This window comes from Acinetobacter baretiae, from assembly GCF_015627105.1.
Taxonomy (GTDB): domain Bacteria; phylum Pseudomonadota; class Gammaproteobacteria; order Pseudomonadales; family Moraxellaceae; genus Acinetobacter; species Acinetobacter baretiae.
Genome location: NZ_VTDM01000021.1, coordinates 13,932 through 31,006 on the forward strand (window position 1 = coordinate 13,932; position 17,075 = coordinate 31,006).

Genomic DNA, 17,075 nt, shown 5'->3' on the forward strand with positions numbered 1-17,075 from the left:
GGCTCTCTCCAAAATGAAAAAAGCCCACAAAAGTGAGCTTTGAAATAAATGAAATGTCTAAAAGAAATAGACGTTATATTCTTTTTGTGTCGGTGCAGGATTCGATTGCATGAGTGATATCGCATTAAAGAGAGCAATCAGTGGATCAATCTTACCCACCCCACTTTCCTGTTTACTGATCATCATGCCATTACCCTTGACCACTGCTTTAGCATTTCCAACACACCATGTCATAAGACCTTGACCAGGATGAAAAAGGTATTTTTCAGCAAGTTTACGTTCAGATGTTAAAATGTAGCCCATCAATTTAAAACCTTGCGGTACACCAATCATTTGATCTTCTGGTATACCTTCATCAAGCAAACCATCAAGTAAGCCACCTAAACCCAGCGGATCTAATCCAATCTTATAGAGCTTGCCTGAGTCATAAACCTGTTTTGCAAGTTTGGCCAACTGGTCTATATCTTCTCCAACATGCTCAACAATCGTTAAGCTACCTTCTTTCTCATAGTCTCGATACTTAGGTGCATTTTCTTTACGGCGTTCAATAGCAATCTTATTGGCCCATGCATGGTTCCATGCCCACCAAATACGTGGATCAGCTTTCATGCGTCCAACTGCAGCAAAACCGAGTAAATCATCTAAGCCACCACCATCAATACCAAGTGTGATGACTTCTGATAACTCAATCAGTAAATCCAAAGTAATTTCAGATTTTGTTTGTGCAAGCCAATATTCAGCACCTGCCCAACGGTTTGCACGTAAGTTAAGACCAATTTCTACATTTAAGTGTTTGGCTAAGAAATCACGTAAGCTTTCTTCACCAGCATCTTTAACTTTATTGAACTCAGAAATTAAATACTCAAGGTCAACTGATGCGCCTAAGTTTGGATTCGTGATATAGAAATTTTCAGGATTTAAATGTTTTCCTGCTTCAAGCATCTTTTTAGGAAACTCATAGATCAGTGGCAAAAAGCCTTTATCTATTTTGATGCCATCACGTACATCACGTGCATAATCAAGTAACTGTTTAAATACACCACATGGCACTTCATCTGACATGGTAGACAGATAAATCACACAACCTTCAGGTCTTGATGCTAAACCACCTTTTGCTTCACGAAACATAGATTCAGCATTAGCACGTTTACCAAAAAGCCAAACTTCATCAATCAAAATAATTGAAGCTTTCTTACCTGCAGCTGCATTACTTTCTGCAGCAATCACTTTTAAAGTTGCACCGGTACCTAAATGTGTAACTGTTTTGGTATGTTCAGACACATTCATTAAGCTGCTGAGTTCTTCATCTGCTCGAATAAAATCACGAATCGGATTAAATGAGTTGTCAGCCACTTCTTTTGTGGGCGCTAAGATAATTAACTCTGCAGATGCACGATCATTTAAAACCAGTGCTGTCATCATAATGCCAGCAGCTAAAGTAGATTTAGTGTTCTTCTTAGAAATTAGTAAAAAGAATTCACGAATTAAACGCTTTCTCTGCTCAGGATCATAAGCCCCAAAGATCGCAGCAACAAAATCAAGTACCCAATCACGTGTGACTTCTCCCATTTTTGGGCTATCCATCACATCAACAAGAATGAGCTCATTGAATATGTTTAACGCAATATCTGCTACATTTGAAAATAGTGGTTTACATGGCATTAAAGATTTTTTCTGAACAATGCGCTTCTCCCAATCTGGGCAAGCTGTTGTCCAGACTGGAGGGTTCATCGTCATAACTAACTCGGTCTAATTTGAGAATTTAATGTGCCAAATTTTCCACTGGTGCCTGCTTTATTTTTAGCTTCTTCAGCACGTGTTTCCTTTTTACCTTTAGATGCAACTTTTCCATGTACATAAGGCAGTCCTGCAATTGCAGCTTTTAATCGATCATCAGGATGGCTAAACTCATTAGTCCAAACAGCTTTTAAATATTCGAGTGGATCATCTATTGCACCGATGGGTATTTCACCACGACCAACAAACTCACTATCTATTTTTTCAGCTTGTTCAGTATCTTTTTTCTGCTGTTCTCGTTTAGCCGGTATAAATTCACTTTCAACTTCCGAGTTAACTTTTTCTTTTTTAGAAGTTAACTTTTCAGATGAAGTTAACTTTTCGATATATTCTAAAACTTCAGGATTTTTACTGAGTTTTGACGCTTGTTGTGAAGCAGTTTCAGTACTATAACCTGCTGAAATCGCAGCTTCTTTTTTACTTTTGCCCTCAACAATAGCTTCAGCAAATTTCCTCATTTTTGAAGTCAATGCCATGCTATCACCTTAACTTTTTAGACTTAACTTTTCTGAAAACACAATTTTTTTTATAAATGAGATAGGGTGCGGTGTCCAAGCGGTTAGACTGCTAAAAAATGCACTCCCCCCCTGTATAGCGCAAATTTATGCACATTTAAGATAAAAAATAACCATATTGAGTAAATTTATTCACATTACTGGTAAATGCTTTGATTCAAGCTGAGTTTTTGCTTTGTGGCAATCAACACAAAGTGACTGCAGGTTGCTTTCATCATCTGTGCCACCTTGCGCCGTGTTAATGATGTGGTCGCACTCAAGTTCATGAGTCACTCGTCCACATTTGCAACAGGTCCATTCATCACGCTCATGAATACTTTGCTTGAGTCTACGCCAAGGACGACCACCACGACCTTTTCCCCATTGTTGCCTTGGCTTATATGTTGACGGCGCACTTAGTCGTGGTTTTAATGATTGAAGCTTCATTACATCTCATCCAAGTCTTTATGCTTAGAGCCACTGTCTGACTCTTCATCACCCATCTGGTCTAGCAGTGCACCAATCTGTGCCGACTGCTCATAATTAATCTTTATCAGTTCGTTGTTTTGTTCGATCAGCTTGTTGTTCTGATTCAATAGGCTTTCCAGTAAGCTTTGCGAGTGCTTCTGTAATTCGTCTTGTGCTTTCATCATAAAAGTCCTTTATCTTTTGACGGCGTTCTTCACAACCTTTGCATGTCATATCAATCACCAATCAGTTCAAAGTTCTTGATGTCTTTACCTAGTTTTTTCACACGGCGTTTGAATATCTGGTATGCCTGCAAATCATTAGAAGCATTGATCTTGTACATGGGTAAGTTAGTACCGATCTCAACGTATATGAATGTTTTTTTCATGTAGATGCTCTCTAATATTCGCTATGCACCGCTTAAGATAAATAATCTTCTTATCAGTATGAATCATGTCTTTATGATTCATTAACGATCTGTCTAAGCTTTGGTATTTATTAAGTTCTGCTTGATATATTTTTAAGTGCTTACGTGCTTCCATTGTATTCATGAGCACTCCTTTGACATTTTAATTGGCACAAATTCGATCTAATAAAAAAACCCCGCGATCTGAGCATTATTAAGAGGCTTGCAGGGTATGGTTGGAAAATCACTTAGATGATGTCGACAGGTTGTAGCTGTCCCACGGTGCGCACTACTGTAGCCGTATGACGACATCTCTAAATGAACTATCCGGTATTTCCGGATAGTTGAACCCAGAAGAAATGCTTCTTGGTTGAATTAAGCTGAAAACAACTTGTAGCCTTCAAGCTCCCAAAGTTTATTTTCTGCATGTTTTTCTGCATTACTACGTGCTAAACGCTCACCAATTTCAGCATTGAAATTAGCTTTGTTCACACAAGCACTAAAGCCTGTTGCTAAAAAGAATTGTCCATCTAAGAATGCATGAACAAATGTAGAGGTCGTATCACCTGGTTGTTGCACAGCAATGTAAGTAACACGTTGCATTAGTGCATCAATTTGATCTTTCGTCACACGTGGAGCTACTGATTTTTCCTGAAGCTCTTTTTCTGATACTGCTTTAGTCATATCAACACCTGAAATTAGATAATAAAAAACCTGCTATACAGTTTTTTGCATAGCAGGTTTGCCTTTAGTTTTCGATAGATTCAGCTCGGCAACTGGTCCAACGCTACTCACAATCACACAAACCTAACATGCACGGTCTGCTTTACTTGCTTTCAATCCTTTATAGTCGGGCATACCAATAGCCCTAGTTTTGGTTTTTTTTACTCGATGGCATGTTCTGTAGTTGGTTAATCTACAGGCATAAAAAAAGCCCAACAATTAAATGTTAGGCTTCATATACAAGTGAATTACTATAACTTCGTCCACTCTAACATAAATCTATCAAACTACACCCTGACTTTCAAGAGGTTTATCCAGTTAATCGACTTCTTAATTTAAACCGTGTAGAAATACGAACTAAACCAAGCATTTTATCTCTAGCAATTGAATACTCTGATACACCATGTTTTTTAGCGATAATTTCTTCTGTTTGGAAGTCCACATAAAATAAAATAACCGTATCAATCCAATTAGCAACCTTTCGTCCTTCAGTCTTCTTTAGTTCACATAACATGTCTTCAATTGCTATAGCTTGAACCAAGCTAATATTACAACGTGGCGGTACTCGATGACGTTTATCAACAACTACGCCATTTGTTGCATCAATCAAATTACCCAAAATACTTTTTGCACTTAAATTGATGTCACAATTACCATCTAATAACAACCATGATCCATACTGTTCAAGCCATTGCTCAAGTGACTTTTCAGCCCAATTAATAGCAACTGTAAAATGTTTCTTTTCTGCGACTGCGTTCATAAATCCCCCTAAATCTTTTCTACTTGAATAAATAATTTCCCACCCTTAACAACAGGCATTTTCTTTACTGACAATTCATGTACCTGGTTATCATCTTCGATTAACTGACCTTTAGCCAAAGCATCTAAACAAGGTTTCAAAATATTATCTATATCTCTAATTTTGTTATCTGGTGGCGAATACTCAACAATTACTTTAACTCGACCGTGATAGTTAATAGCAGGTATAAATCGTTTCAATACTTCAATGAAATGTAATGCACGTTTACTCAGTCTATTTGTGTTGTTTCTGCCTTTGATCCAATAGTGATTGACTGACGGCGGTACAATCATAATTTCACAACTTAAAAGTTCAGGGCCAATAACCCCCAGTTGTTTACCTTCGACCAAAAAACTTGGTACCAACGGCGTTGGGTCTACGTTTCGTTTTTTTGCTGTATTTGTTTTAGGTTTTGACCAAGCTACACGCTTTGACCTTATTTTCTGACTGGCTTTAAATTGTGTATTCATAGCAATCGATTCCCTGCTTTAATTTCTTCTGGTGTAGCATGGCGAATATCAGAAAATGGATAGAACTCAGTAAATGTTTTTGCACCCATTTCATCCCACAACTCATAAACAATTATTTCGTCATCACTTACATATCTGACGCTAAACAATCTTTCATGTGGCAAATCAGTGTAAACAACTAAATCGCCTCTCTTAAATTCACTCATTGCTCACCCACCCTATAAATTATTGTCTTTATGGCTTTAAGTGTTAGCTCATGGTCATCACCAGGTAGAACAAACAAATCAGCTATCATTCCTACCTTTCTACGGTACTTACTTGCCTGATCTCGGTACGTATTACGCTCACGGTCTAGCTTTTCATTGAATGCTAATAGTTCGGCATGTTCTTTCTGCAATTCGCTTAAATTCATATTCATTAATCGGCTGTCTAGTTCAGTCATTTTTTTTAGCTCTTCTTAGTTTTTTCCTTTTTCTGAACGCTTCTGCCTTAGATCTATCAAAATCAAAGCTATATTCAGGGCTTCTTAATCTGCCACATAAGATTTTCTCAATATCTTTGGGGTCAACATACTCATTACGATTAATTGTAGATACAGCAAAATCTATACGACCATGAGATTCCATCATTTCGTACCGTATACTTTCATAGTTATCGACAAAATCTTTTAATTCTTGTATGCAATCAAATAAAGTAATGTCTATATCTGTTGGCTGTGGAGGTAAAGATACTTTGTATTTGCCTTTGGAAATATCAGCAAATAAATTCTCTAACTTACTTATAAGTGGGTCATATTTGCTCATCACACACCTCAATTTCCACCAGATCAACTTTGACTGTAGTGTCCTTCCAAAAGCCACCCCAGACATGCTCAAAATAGAACCACTGACCATTCTCTTGCTTGTAGTACACCTCATGCTCTGCATCAAAATGTGTAGTACCTGCAGGCTTATTCGTATCTTTCTGCATTGCGTAAATATTTCGTTGCTGTCTGCGTTGCTGATTAGCTCGCATTTTCATTTTTAGGCTCATGCAGGAACCCCTGCAAACTCTCTTAGTTTTGCAATCAACATGCCTTTATCTCTAAGGCCTAGCATGTATTCATATTCAGTAAACATACGAGTATCTTTAAACTTTGCATGTGCCTTGATATAAACTTGTGATTGCACTAACTCATAACCTGCAGGAATATTGTCACTTTCCCAATGACTGATCATTTCAGCTTGCAAACCTTTCCAACGTGTTTTTATTCCTGCACCACGATTCACTTTGACATCACTACCGTTCATCAGTTCAGCATGGCTCATTTGTGGCAAATCAATAGCAAATGGAATGGTGTAAACATCTTCTGTTTCAGCATTAAAAAAGTGGCTGTCTATGCCAACACTCCAATACTCTGGGTCTTTGAGCTGAGTCATTTTGAGTGCGATAATTAAGCTTTGCTGTTTGTATGCATCAATCACCAACCATTCAGGGCAATATTCGTCTTCAGATACGTTGTTTTCACTACGCCATGCATCAAGACGCTTGTTTATATCCTCAATCACAAACTCCATTTCAAATTCGTATGTTTGAGCGATTTTTGCTTTGAGTGCTCGTTCTTGCTTTTGAGCTAATGGGATATATTTTTTAGTACGTTTTTTCATGCTATTCACCATCACGCATACATTTGACTGAGTGGCTGTTTACTTGCTAGAAACGCCGTGTTTATTTGACCGATATAGCCACACCAACCCCAAATATCACTCCAGTAGTACCAAAGGCCGTTGTTGCAAAGCCAATACGTGCCATCTTCTTCAAAGTGAGTCGGTTTAAAGTTGCTTGCGAATATCATGCGACTTTCCCCTTGTTCTTATTAACACCACGTAGTTTTGCTGAAAGCTCAGGTGGGCACGGCGTACCTTTTCGTGTGTGATTTATTTGTTTTGTCGCTGGTGGTTTAACCCAAAACTGTTGCGTCTTACCCTGTTGTTTTGCACGTACTAGATAATCTCCGTAGATTTCTTTAAACGCATAGTGGGCAGATTTTTGACCTTCGTTTTCTAAGATATGCTTAACTTCTGAAAGAGCACATTTGGTCAATGTCGTTATTTTCACAGAGCTATCATTCAAAAATAATGTTGCCTTTGCCCATGCCATATCAGCAGTCCACCACTCACCACCCTGTACACACCATGATCTAAACTCAGGTAACTTAGGACACCATTTTTCAGTGTTCATACGCTCTATGCCACGGCGTAATTCAATTGGCGTTAATCCGTCTAAAACGGTACATGCAAGGTTTGTGAGTGCTTGATCTGACAAGTGACCATAGTGTTTTTGAAAATCAACGCCGTGAATCATTTCGATACGATTTAGCACTTGCTCTGCAACTTCAACAGGAAACGACACTGCAAATGCATCTTGAAAAACTTGAATATTGCTCATGCTTGTTCTCCAGTGACATCACGCATACCTTGTGATTGCTGTGAGTTACCACCGAAACGGCGTTGGTATGGTTGGTTTTGATTTTGAGGTTTTGGATTAGCATGGCCTTGTAATCTTGCCCAATTCCCACGGATAGCGTTCATGAGTGCTTGATCCCAATCTGCATATCTTTTTGCATTCGCCTTTACATAACCAATGAAGTTTTCAAGATGTTCATCAAGACGATTAAAATTATTTTTATTTGCCCATTCCAAAACACGTTCGCTTACTGCAAAGTTCTCAGGTAATTCAGTCATGGTGTTTTTTGTTTTTTTCACAGCATTTGGTTTTTCAGAAACAGGTTTCTGCATTGGGCTTTTTTTATTTATTTTTTTACCTGTAGTCTTGTGTATGTAATCTTGTGAAGTAATCTTGTGTATAACGGAATTAGAATTTGACGCTCCCGAATTAACGTTTTGCTCATTCCCGAACGCTAAATCTTCATTTCGGGAAATAACGTTTTGTATTTCGCCATTTTCAGTGTTTTCCATTGAGTTTTGACCACTATTTTCTAAACACTTTTGAAACCATTGATCAAATTTAACAGTATCTAATTTGAAGAATATTTTGTGTTCTAAACGCTTATTTGTTTCAACTAGAATACCAAGTGAACATAATAATTTACGAGCAGTACGCTGCTTGCTATAGCTCAATCCTGTTTCTGCTGTCCACTCTTCAGATGTTTTATAAACACCTAAGCTGTTATCTGTTTTATCGCTCCAGTAGATTAATTGACACAACAAAATACATGCATCTGAACTACCTAACTTAATGGCAATCTCAGGATAGTAGGCAACTGCACGGCCAAGACCTTTTAAAGTTGAATAATGGCTCATGCTGCTATACCTGCCTTTTTCACAATTGCTGTTAAGCGTGTTAGTCCAAATGCTGTGATACGAGCCTGCACATATGCTTTGTCACCCTCAGTCGTATTAACAAGTTGAGTAACACGACTCATCATGACTTTCTTAGCTACAGCCTCAGCATAGGCACACAAACGGCGATGTTTGCTGTTTTCTCGATATACCCAACGCTTTGCAAGCAACAATTCAACTAAGCGCTTCTCTTGAACACCTAATGTTTTAGCTGCTTCACGAATCGTATATGTGTTTGTTGAGTCAGCTAGATCGTCAAGTGCTTGGGCTTTAGGCTCAAGACGTTGTACTTGCTGTTGCAGTGCAATGTTTTGTTGTTCAGCTTCTAGTGCAATTTGTAGAATTTCTAAACGGCTTAACTCATTTGGTTGTTGTGGCTTGTTTTGTTGAGCTTCAAGTTCTGCCCAACGGCGATTTATCTTGATTCTTAGCTCCAAGCTATAACCAGTAACTAGATCAACAGTCTGGTCTTTCGTTAAAAAGAACTCTCGATGTTGCTGTGCCCCTGTATTAGGGTGGGTGTAATACCCCTCTCCAATTTTGGATAGGCCCATTTTTAAATATGTGGTATTGAGTGGTTCAATATCGCGACATACATGGCCATGCTGTTTACTGCATAGCTGAGCAATTTCTCGACTGCTCATTGTTTTTACGTTAGAATCAAACTCTGTTAATATATTCATTGTTCATTTCCTTCATCGTTTTTGAACACTAAAAGCCTGATCTCGCAAATCAGGCTTTTTCTTTTTTTGACTTCGCAGAATGGCCAAAGCAAGCTTCTTCTATGGCACTTCTTAGACCGCATAGGTTAGCCATCATTTCTTCTACAATTTCAACAGACTCATGCATTTCACACGGCGTAATTACGCCATCTTCAAGAATTTGATGAATGGTTTGATTTAATGATCCTGTGTTTATGTTTACAGGCAATAACTGCTCTACAACACTCACCTGATGCGATTTCTTTTCAGACAACTGATTATCTGCATTAGGAACTGGAACAAGCATGAACCCCAACTTATGAGCCCATACCTTTAACATTGCAGGGTTTTGGGTGAATAATTGAATAGCCTCAAACTTTTTAAGACTAGGTAAATGGCTTTCCATATTTGGGTTTGCATAATTCAATATGGTTTTGTGTGAATCATTCGTCACCATGGCAATATCTTTAGGATCTATACCAGGTGTTTGATGAACCATTTTGTATAAAGCAGCTTTAGACTCTCTGCTTAACTCTATTTCATTTATTTGCATGTGAACCTTTGATTTTTTTCACGTTTCTTTATGTAAACGTATTAGTGATAATTGGTTTAAGCGGTTTGTTTGCTACTTTTTAGTGAGCGTACGTAATCCCAATTTATATCTGGTCGTAAATGCTCTGCTAAGACTTGGTTATTTGTGAAATTTTGAATTTGCTCACATCGCTCTTCGGGAATCTTTTCAATATTCCATTTGCTTAATGCCCATGGAGTAATTCCTATGCCACGTGCTAATGCTGTAGGTGAACCAGCAATATTTATTGCTTTTTCAAAAGCTTCTACTTGAATTGTCATAATCGCACTAATTAACTACTTAAAGTAGAACATAATATACTATCTAAAATAGTGTTGGTGCAACTTAAAATTAAATATAAACTTCTACTACGAGTAGAAAATGGAATATCTAGTATGTCTGAGCCTAAATATTTAGAGTTTTCAAAAAGACTTAAATCCTTAATGGAAAATAAAACCTCTAAAGTTAAAACAGTAACCCAGCTAAAAGATGCTCTTGGTGTTACTTATGAAATGGCTAGACGTTATACGCTAGGCACAGCCAAGCCTAGAGAAGAAAAACTACAACTACTAACTGAGTTATTTAATGTCGATATTGGATATATAGACCATGGAATAACTTTAGATAACAATATCAACCTATCTAACAAAATCCCGTTAGAAGGTCGTCCTGTTCCTGTTATCTCATGGGTTGCAGCAGGCTTATTCTCACCAACAGAAACCGTTCTTATTGATGCGGAAATAGATGAAACGCTCCCACCCAATAAAGATTGTGGGAAAAATGGCTATGGTTTGGTTGTCACAGGCTATTCAATGTCACCTAACTTTATTCCTGAAGATCGGATCTATGTGAACCCAGAGTTTCAAGTTTGTGACTTAAAAACCAATGATCTGGTTATTGTTGCTTGTTCTGGTGATACAGAAGCCACATTTAAAAAGTTAATTATAGAAAATTCAGAGAAGTTTTTAGCACCACTTAACCCACAATGGCCTGAGCAAATTATTAGACTTTCAGAAGGTTGTCGCTTGGTTGGTAAAGTTGTTGGCATGTATAGGAAAATATAGATGAATAGTTCAAATCTTTTAGTAAATCAAACCCTTGATAAAATCAATGAAGCGGCCAAAAACAATACGGCGTTAACTTTAAATGAAAGTGAAGTAAAAGCAATTTCAGAAGAGTTTGGCGATATGGTTGTTATTCCAGTTCTATCAATGGAACAACTACACGAAGAATTTCTTAAAAGAAAAGAGAAATAAAGTCAATGATTGAGCTAGATCAGTATGTGTTTAGCTAGCTTAATATGGGGCGAGCTAGCTTATCCCTTTTTTTAAATTTCAAAATTAATAACAAATGTAAATATCTATGAAAAATATACTGCATAAATTTAGAAACTCGATAAAAACATGGTGGGAAGGAAAGCCCTGCCCAATGAGAGAAGCTAGTGACCTTGTTTTTATATCTACAGTGGTTAAAAGACATTGGACATCTAAATTCGCTCATAAATTATTAGGTTTCTACATTAAACACTGGGATAAAATTTGGGGAGCAATTCTAACTGTTGCACTTGCCATATTATTTTGAGTTTTTACCAGCCTTCAAACCAAATATACAACCTGAGCACCAGATTCCATATAACAACCATTCATTCAGTTGAAGTGTTATGGCTATAGAGCATAAGGAGTATGCTATAGCTGCTAAACAAACAACACCAACAATAAAATTTTCTCTATTCACAACAATCATCTCTTATTTGAATTTACTTCTTGATGCCAAAACCAAACAATAGACCACCTAACCAAAGACAAATCACAGAAATATAAGTTACAAGATCAAAAATAAATATATAGCAAATAATAGTAACTATTTGAAATAAAAATGCTATCCACAATATTTTTTTCAACTAAAAGACTCCATTTAGCCCTGCTCATGCGGGGTTTTATTTTTTCTATTAAAACACAAAACAACCATAAGTAGAAAATATTCTCTATTTTGTATTGACTTAAATTCTACTTAAAGTAGTATTGGGTGTGTAAATAAACAACCAACGAGAACACCCCCATGCCAAAAACAACCGATGCAACCGTATTCATTTCAGAGCTTAGCGGTGGAAACCTAGCAAACCAGTTAGGTGCTGCGATTAGCGCCGTTGCTCAAGGTGCTGTAGCCAACAACAAGAAAGGAAAAGTCACCCTCACACTTGATATTTCAAAGATTGGTGACTCAACTCAAGTCGAAATCTCACATACGCTTGCCTTTGTTGAGCCAACAACAAAAGGGAAACGCTCAGAAGACACCACTTCAAAAACTCCAATGCACTTGAATGCTGGCGGTGATGTGACGTTATTTGCCAATCACACAAGCCAGTTGTTTAACGAACACGCTTAATCCCACCAAACTATAGGAATATAGAAAAATGTCTCAACAAAATACAGAAGCTCAAACAGTTATTGAAAACACACAACCTATTGCTGATCTAGTTCGTGGTGATTTACTTGCAGTGAATCAAAACTACAAAATCACTGACTTAGAAGGGTTTGATTTAGGTCGTAACCGTAAACGTGGCGTATTGTCTACCCCTCGCCTTGAAGACTTTAAAACTTATGTTGAATCTGGTGTTGATAAGTCATCACCTATTTTTGTCGATCACCACCATGTACGTGCGGTTGCTGTATTAAATTTTAATGTAGAAGGTTTTGAGCAAGGTCATTGTGACCATGTTGCTCAATTACAGCTTGAAAAAACTGTAGCTTGGAAAAAGATTCAACAAATCAAAGATCAAAAGCTAGACCAACGTAATTTTGCAACATTTCTTGAAGATTGGAACTCTGTATTTACGGCGTTTAATGCAAACGATGAAACCATTCTATCTAGTGTGGCCATTAGTGCTGTTCGTAATATGAAAATTGATGCTTCTGTTAAATCTGAATCAGTCGTAAATAACACCAGTGAATCACGCTCAATGTTTGAAAAAGTTGAAGCTCAAACAGCAACAGGTCAGTTGCCTGCATATTTCAAAATTAAAGACCCTGCTTTTATTGGCCTTGATGAAAAAGAAATCACACTTCGCTTAATTGTGAATGCTGGTAATAACTCACCTGAATTTAAGTTGCAGATCGTGAAAGAAGACTTGTTGAATAACGAAATTATTGAAGAGTTCAAAAACAAAGTTATTGCCCTACTTCCTGAAAATCCTGTTCGCATCGGAACATTTACTGCCTAAATAAAAAAAGCCCACTTGAGTCGCTAAACAAACAGTGGGCTTTTCACACAACGAGATCATTATGAAACAAGTACACCCTCGCAGTCAAACCACTGCCATTCTGTATCAACATCCAACCAAAGCTGAAATGATTTTACCAGAGCCTAGCATGGGTAAAGCAGCCAAGGCCCTTTGTTGCTTCATCATTGCCACGGCGTTTTTTTATTTCTTACTGGTACAAGCAGACCGGGATCAGGTCAATCATGATTTAGCAGTTGCAAATGCTCGTGCACAACTTGCCGAATTAAATGCTCAAGAACAGGTGAAAAATCAGAAATGATAAAAATATCACCCTCTTTAAGTACAAAGTTTGCTGTATTTAATCACCGTGGTGGTTACTCCAGCCTAGAAATTGAAACAGATGTAAAACTCAAAAGTAAGCAGTGGAATCTGTTTACGAAAATTTGGCTCAGAAAAGGCAAAGCATTCTTGGAGGATTTACAGTGATTACTCTATCCCAAATCAAAAAAGACTATTCTGTAGATATTGCAGAGTTTCTAAGTAACGGTGGTGAGATTAAGCCAGCTGTGAATAACAGCAAACCTAAGAGTTATGCAGAAACAAACACTTTTTTGTTTAACTCACCGAATAGAGATCGTGCTGGTGAAAGCAAAATTAACTCACATCAAAACTCTATCATTAGAGAAAATGCTAGAAAAGCAGATAAGAAAAGCTATGTTCCAGTAACGCACTGTGGATCATGTGGTACATCAGAGCGTTCTGTGCGTTCTAACGCATGTCTTGAATGTGATAGACGCAGAGCTAGAGCCAAGCTCAGACACTCAAAAAATATAGACGCAGCAATATTAGACATTGCAGCTTATCTGGTCGAAGAAAACAAGACTTTTGAGTTCACGATCAAGGGTAAAAAATACACTCTGAAAGTTGAGGAAGTATAAAATGATTGATTGGAAAAAAGAACAGGAAAATTTCCACAAAGAATTTGGCACACTCGATAGCTGGGTTGGTTGGAAAGAACGTGCCGAGCTTGCAGATGAAGAAGCTGATGCTTTACAAGCCGAAATCAACGACCTGAAACAACAGATCAAAGAGTTGCACTATAGTCATGAGTCTTTGCTAGCTTACAAAGATAAGTTAGAAAGTGGTGAGTTTGTTTTGGTACGTAGGGTGATAAGTGGTAGTACTAGATACCATATAGATAATTTGATACAAGCTAACACCTCCATTTCTGATGAGGGTGTGAATTGGATGGATTCACTACCCGACATGATTATTGAAGCCGTGATCGAAGCAGTGGAGAAAGACCATGAGTAAATTAAGACCCATATTTGTACTGCCCGAGCTAAAAGAAAATCAGGAATGGGCTTGTGAACACGGCTGTACTGTACATCGTACTCGATTACATCGCCATGTCTATTCACAACAATGGGATAAGCAAGGAAATTTAGTCAAAGAACTAGCAGAAACTTACTACACATGCCAAAGAGGTCATCTGTTAGCAGTTTGGGATGAAAAGGAGTGTGACCTTATTGAGTTGGATGAAAAATATTACACAGATCCAAATCAGCAACCAACAAACTTCATAGATGGCTTTATTGCCAGTGGTGGGTTTGATCGAGTAATGGGGTGTAAAAATGGCGAGTAATATTCAGTCTACAGAGATTGAGCAAGAGAATCCAAGAACAGCTCAAGAAATTGTAGATCAAACACACGATCTTGCAGAAGCTTTTTACAGAATAATGGGCTACGAACATAGTAGAGAAAAACATGGGAATCTATATGACTCCCAACACCCAACTGAGCTGATGCTTTGGGATTTTGCTTGCCTCGCTCAGGAAGAAATAATTGGTGCGGTGGTTTCTGATTATTTGGAGGAATTAAAAGAAAATGACTAAATGCATCCAAACCGAACTCGGCACAGAAAAACAATGTATTCACTGTGGTGATTACTACCCTGCTACAAAAGAATTTTTCTACGGCACTGGTCGTATTAAAAAAGATGGTACTCATCGTTTAGAAGCGAATTGCAAAGACTGTTATAAACAACGCTTCAAGCCTTGGGTGAAAAAATGTAATAACGTTAGTTATCGATATGCGTGAGGTGGTGTGGTGAATAGAGATCAAATGGCTCATGAATACGCTTTAAAGCTATTGGAACATACTGGAAGCCGAACAGTATTTGAAACTACGCTATTAGCTTTCAACCTAGCTGATGCAATGATTAAAGAAGCGAAACTGCGTACAGAAACAAGTTTTCCACTTGATGAGGAGCATAAGTAATGGCACTTCAACAGTACTATACAACTAGTGATTTGATTAAAACTTTTGGTGTAACATCAAGAACATTGAACAGATGGAGTAACCCTAATGCAACTCCATTCTGCAAACCTATGCCAAAACCTATTCGTGTTGTAAGAGGCTCAGATAACAGATATAACCCTAGCGAAATAGATGATTGGGTTAAAACTACATATGAAAAAACATCGCACCTAGCTGCTTAGGTGCGATATGCAATCATCAAAAGATTCTTTATCTACAATTTCAACCAAACGATCCCACCACAACTCATACGCTTCTTTTTGCTCTGGCATATAATCATAATAATCATAAGTGCCTTGGATTTTAGGCAATGCATGAGCAAGCATAATTTCAGCAATATACGGTTTTGTTAATTCAGAAAAATTGGTACGAGCTGTACGGCGTAAATCGTGCATAGAAAAATGTTCTAAGTTTACATTATGATTTTTACGCAAATACTGAATGATGTTATACGGCAATGCAATTGGTGAACTTTGCGACATCACTGCACCATCACTTTCATTAGTAAACATATACTCACTAGCATTAAGAGCCATAGCATCTAATAAGATTGGCTTGATTCTCTCAATAATCGGGCGAACAATAGATTTACCATTTGCACCTGTTTTATGGTTTTCAGGTGGTATTGTCCACACATTACGCTCTAGATCAAAGTCAGACTTTTTCGCTAATCTCAGCTCACCAGTACGACAACCAAAAAATAAACATAACCAAATAAAATAGACATTCTTTTGGGCCATTCTAGACCGATCAGCAGCATTCCATACGGCGTTAAGCTCTTCTTTTGATAAAACACGCGTGATTGCCGTTTTCTTTATATTCAAATCATTTTTAGCCGAAATCATAAGTAATGGATTTGTTTTTACAAGCTGTCGTTTCATTCCCCATGAAAGGCACTGTTTAGTATTTACTAGCAACCGTTCAGCAATTGCTTTCGTTACTTTTGTCTGTTTTTCTAAAATATCTAGCCACTCATGCACTGATATTTCGTCAACTGGTAGATTGCCAACTTTTGGAAATACATATATTTCAAATGAGCGAAGTATTTGTTCTGCAATTTTTTTATTGGGTATGCAGTACTTCTCATGAAACTCCATGTACAAGTCTTTAAAGGTAATTTCATTAATGATTTTTTGTTTTTCAAGCTTCTTGTGAATCCTTGGATCGCGACCTTTTTCAAGTACAGCACGTAATTTATCAGCTTCTATACGAGCATCTTTTAAAGAGATTAAAGGATACGTTCCAATGTCCACCCTTGCCTGCTTGTTAGCATGTCTGTACCTAAGTTGAAATGTTATTTTTCCCTTTGGAGATATGCGAATAGAGAGACCATTACTATCAGCTTTAGTAAAGGTTTCCTCTCTTAGTTTTCCATTCTGATTTTTAAGCCAAGTATCTGTTAATGCCATAGTTTTAGCTCAGTGTGTACAAATTTTTAATGCCATGTGTACAAACTATCAATTTTGTACACAGCTTTGTACAAACAAGTGATGTCTGATAGTGTCCGTTGATGTCCGTACTTGTGACGTTAATTTTGATGATATTGAGCTAAATATAGCAAAAATAGAGGGCTTAGTGTGCTAAATGTCCGCACTTGTCCGTTGATGTCTTATAGTTCTTTATATGGGTGAGAAATAATCGCAAAGGTGCGACGCTTGGCAACTTGAGTTGCTAATTCTTGCGTAAGACTCATCAATCATTACCTACTGCAAAATTGCAGTGTTCAGAAAAATATATGGGACGAATGCCCCTATTGTAACAGATTA

At 37.5% G+C, this 17,075-nt stretch carries 31 protein-coding genes; 12 read left to right on the plus strand and 19 right to left on the minus strand.

Annotated features, from left to right (window positions below; genetic code table 11):
• Window positions 1-57: 57 nt before the first annotated feature.
• The 18 genes from I2F17_RS09140 to I2F17_RS09225 all read right to left on the minus strand — a co-directional run bounded on the left by I2F17_RS09140 (window position 58) and on the right by I2F17_RS09225 (window position 10,051).
• Window positions 58-1,737, minus strand: a complete 1,680-nt coding sequence (locus I2F17_RS09140) for a terminase large subunit (RefSeq protein WP_211139704.1) — start codon at window positions 1,735-1,737, stop codon at window positions 58-60.
• 2 nt (window positions 1,738-1,739) lie between these two features.
• Window positions 1,740-2,273 carry a terminase small subunit gene (locus tag I2F17_RS09145; RefSeq protein WP_211139705.1) on the minus strand — a complete coding sequence of 178 codons (534 nt, stop codon included), beginning with the start codon at window positions 2,271-2,273 and terminating at the stop codon, window positions 1,740-1,742.
• A gap of 171 nt (window positions 2,274-2,444) precedes the next feature.
• Window positions 2,445-2,738, minus strand: a complete 294-nt coding sequence (locus I2F17_RS09150) for an HNH endonuclease (protein ID WP_211139706.1) — start codon at window positions 2,736-2,738, stop codon at window positions 2,445-2,447.
• The gene (locus I2F17_RS09155) at window positions 2,738-2,941 is read right to left on the minus strand and encodes a hypothetical protein (protein ID WP_235985945.1); all 204 of its coding nucleotides are present in this window, start codon (window positions 2,939-2,941) and stop codon (window positions 2,738-2,740) included. Before I2F17_RS09155 ends, I2F17_RS09150 begins: the two co-directional genes overlap by 1 nt.
• A 599-nt stretch (window positions 2,942-3,540) precedes the next feature.
• The gene (locus I2F17_RS09160) at window positions 3,541-3,849 is read right to left on the minus strand and encodes a Gp49 family protein (RefSeq protein ID WP_211139708.1); all 309 of its coding nucleotides are present in this window, start codon (window positions 3,847-3,849) and stop codon (window positions 3,541-3,543) included.
• 349 nt (window positions 3,850-4,198) lie between these two features.
• Window positions 4,199-4,648 carry a hypothetical protein gene (locus tag I2F17_RS09165; RefSeq protein WP_211139709.1) on the minus strand — a complete coding sequence of 150 codons (450 nt, stop codon included), beginning with the start codon at window positions 4,646-4,648 and terminating at the stop codon, window positions 4,199-4,201.
• 8 nt (window positions 4,649-4,656) lie between these two features.
• Window positions 4,657-5,157, minus strand: coding sequence for a RusA family crossover junction endodeoxyribonuclease (locus tag I2F17_RS09170; RefSeq protein ID WP_211139710.1), 501 nt, complete (start codon window positions 5,155-5,157; stop codon window positions 4,657-4,659).
• Entirely contained in the window at window positions 5,154-5,363 is a 210-nt protein-coding gene (locus I2F17_RS09175) for a hypothetical protein (RefSeq protein WP_211139711.1), read from the minus strand. Before I2F17_RS09175 ends, I2F17_RS09170 begins: the two co-directional genes overlap by 4 nt.
• A complete protein-coding gene (locus tag I2F17_RS09180; protein WP_235985946.1) occupies window positions 5,360-5,599 on the minus strand; it encodes a hypothetical protein in 240 nt (79 codons plus the stop codon). Before I2F17_RS09180 ends, I2F17_RS09175 begins: the two co-directional genes overlap by 4 nt.
• Window positions 5,592-5,960, minus strand: coding sequence for a hypothetical protein (locus I2F17_RS09185; RefSeq protein WP_211139712.1), 369 nt, complete (start codon window positions 5,958-5,960; stop codon window positions 5,592-5,594). Before I2F17_RS09185 ends, I2F17_RS09180 begins: the two co-directional genes overlap by 8 nt.
• A complete protein-coding gene (locus tag I2F17_RS09190) occupies window positions 5,947-6,177 on the minus strand; it encodes a hypothetical protein (RefSeq protein WP_211139713.1) in 231 nt (76 codons plus the stop codon). The genes I2F17_RS09185 and I2F17_RS09190 overlap by 14 nt, the downstream gene beginning before the upstream one ends.
• An 8-nt stretch (window positions 6,178-6,185) precedes the next feature.
• The gene (locus I2F17_RS09195) at window positions 6,186-6,803 is read right to left on the minus strand and encodes a hypothetical protein (protein WP_211139714.1); all 618 of its coding nucleotides are present in this window, start codon (window positions 6,801-6,803) and stop codon (window positions 6,186-6,188) included.
• Between the two features lie 11 nt (window positions 6,804-6,814).
• Window positions 6,815-6,991, minus strand: coding sequence for a hypothetical protein (locus I2F17_RS09200; RefSeq protein WP_211139715.1), 177 nt, complete (start codon window positions 6,989-6,991; stop codon window positions 6,815-6,817).
• A complete protein-coding gene (locus tag I2F17_RS09205; RefSeq protein WP_211139716.1) occupies window positions 6,988-7,584 on the minus strand; it encodes a restriction endonuclease in 597 nt (198 codons plus the stop codon). Before I2F17_RS09205 ends, I2F17_RS09200 begins: the two co-directional genes overlap by 4 nt.
• Entirely contained in the window at window positions 7,581-8,459 is an 879-nt protein-coding gene (locus I2F17_RS09210; RefSeq protein WP_211139717.1) for a hypothetical protein, read from the minus strand. Before I2F17_RS09210 ends, I2F17_RS09205 begins: the two co-directional genes overlap by 4 nt.
• Window positions 8,456-9,181 (minus strand): phage antirepressor KilAC domain-containing protein, encoded by a 726-nt coding sequence (locus I2F17_RS09215; protein ID WP_211139718.1) that lies wholly within the window; start codon window positions 9,179-9,181, stop codon window positions 8,456-8,458. The genes I2F17_RS09210 and I2F17_RS09215 overlap by 4 nt, the downstream gene beginning before the upstream one ends.
• A 49-nt stretch (window positions 9,182-9,230) precedes the next feature.
• On the minus strand, window positions 9,231-9,746 hold the full coding sequence (locus I2F17_RS09220) for a phage regulatory CII family protein (protein ID WP_211139742.1): 516 nt from the start codon (window positions 9,744-9,746) through the stop codon (window positions 9,231-9,233).
• A gap of 62 nt (window positions 9,747-9,808) precedes the next feature.
• On the minus strand, window positions 9,809-10,051 hold the full coding sequence (locus I2F17_RS09225; RefSeq protein ID WP_211139719.1) for a transcriptional regulator: 243 nt from the start codon (window positions 10,049-10,051) through the stop codon (window positions 9,809-9,811).
• 114 nt (window positions 10,052-10,165) lie between these two features.
• On the opposite strand from I2F17_RS09225, the gene I2F17_RS09230 reads away from it, so the two are divergent.
• From I2F17_RS09230 to I2F17_RS09285, 12 genes are all read left to right on the plus strand, one after another.
• Window positions 10,166-10,834: a LexA family protein gene (locus I2F17_RS09230; RefSeq protein WP_211139720.1), complete on the plus strand. Its 669-nt coding sequence runs from the start codon at window positions 10,166-10,168 to the stop codon at window positions 10,832-10,834.
• Complete coding sequence (locus I2F17_RS09235) at window positions 10,835-11,026, plus strand: hypothetical protein (RefSeq protein ID WP_211139721.1); 192 nt, start codon at window positions 10,835-10,837, stop codon at window positions 11,024-11,026. It abuts the gene before it with no gap.
• Between the two features lie 802 nt (window positions 11,027-11,828).
• Window positions 11,829-12,155, plus strand: coding sequence for a hypothetical protein (locus I2F17_RS09240; protein WP_211139722.1), 327 nt, complete (start codon window positions 11,829-11,831; stop codon window positions 12,153-12,155).
• Window positions 12,156-12,183: 28 nt separating this feature from the next.
• Window positions 12,184-12,990 carry a DUF2303 family protein gene (locus I2F17_RS09245; protein ID WP_211139723.1) on the plus strand — a complete coding sequence of 269 codons (807 nt, stop codon included), beginning with the start codon at window positions 12,184-12,186 and terminating at the stop codon, window positions 12,988-12,990.
• Window positions 12,991-13,051: 61 nt separating this feature from the next.
• On the plus strand, window positions 13,052-13,309 hold the full coding sequence (locus tag I2F17_RS09250) for a hypothetical protein (RefSeq protein ID WP_211139724.1): 258 nt from the start codon (window positions 13,052-13,054) through the stop codon (window positions 13,307-13,309).
• A gap of 163 nt (window positions 13,310-13,472) precedes the next feature.
• The gene (locus I2F17_RS09255) at window positions 13,473-13,928 is read left to right on the plus strand and encodes a hypothetical protein (protein ID WP_211139725.1); all 456 of its coding nucleotides are present in this window, start codon (window positions 13,473-13,475) and stop codon (window positions 13,926-13,928) included.
• A 1-nt stretch (window position 13,929) separates the two neighbouring features.
• On the plus strand, window positions 13,930-14,304 hold the full coding sequence (locus I2F17_RS09260) for a hypothetical protein (protein ID WP_211139726.1): 375 nt from the start codon (window positions 13,930-13,932) through the stop codon (window positions 14,302-14,304).
• Complete coding sequence (locus I2F17_RS09265) at window positions 14,297-14,635, plus strand: hypothetical protein (RefSeq protein WP_211139727.1); 339 nt, start codon at window positions 14,297-14,299, stop codon at window positions 14,633-14,635. Before I2F17_RS09260 ends, I2F17_RS09265 begins: the two co-directional genes overlap by 8 nt.
• Window positions 14,625-14,885 carry a hypothetical protein gene (locus I2F17_RS09270; RefSeq protein WP_211139728.1) on the plus strand — a complete coding sequence of 87 codons (261 nt, stop codon included), beginning with the start codon at window positions 14,625-14,627 and terminating at the stop codon, window positions 14,883-14,885. Before I2F17_RS09265 ends, I2F17_RS09270 begins: the two co-directional genes overlap by 11 nt.
• Window positions 14,878-15,090, plus strand: a complete 213-nt coding sequence (locus I2F17_RS09275) for a hypothetical protein (RefSeq protein WP_211139729.1) — start codon at window positions 14,878-14,880, stop codon at window positions 15,088-15,090. Before I2F17_RS09270 ends, I2F17_RS09275 begins: the two co-directional genes overlap by 8 nt.
• A gap of 9 nt (window positions 15,091-15,099) precedes the next feature.
• Window positions 15,100-15,270: a hypothetical protein gene (locus I2F17_RS09280; RefSeq protein ID WP_195770179.1), complete on the plus strand. Its 171-nt coding sequence runs from the start codon at window positions 15,100-15,102 to the stop codon at window positions 15,268-15,270.
• Window positions 15,270-15,491 carry a hypothetical protein gene (locus I2F17_RS09285; RefSeq protein WP_195770180.1) on the plus strand — a complete coding sequence of 74 codons (222 nt, stop codon included), beginning with the start codon at window positions 15,270-15,272 and terminating at the stop codon, window positions 15,489-15,491. The genes I2F17_RS09280 and I2F17_RS09285 overlap by 1 nt, the downstream gene beginning before the upstream one ends.
• On the opposite strand, the gene I2F17_RS09290 is transcribed toward I2F17_RS09285, so the two are convergent.
• Entirely contained in the window at window positions 15,480-16,718 is a 1,239-nt protein-coding gene (locus I2F17_RS09290; RefSeq protein ID WP_195770181.1) for a tyrosine-type recombinase/integrase, read from the minus strand. The genes I2F17_RS09285 and I2F17_RS09290 overlap by 12 nt on opposite strands.
• Between the last annotated feature and the right edge of the window lie 357 nt (window positions 16,719-17,075).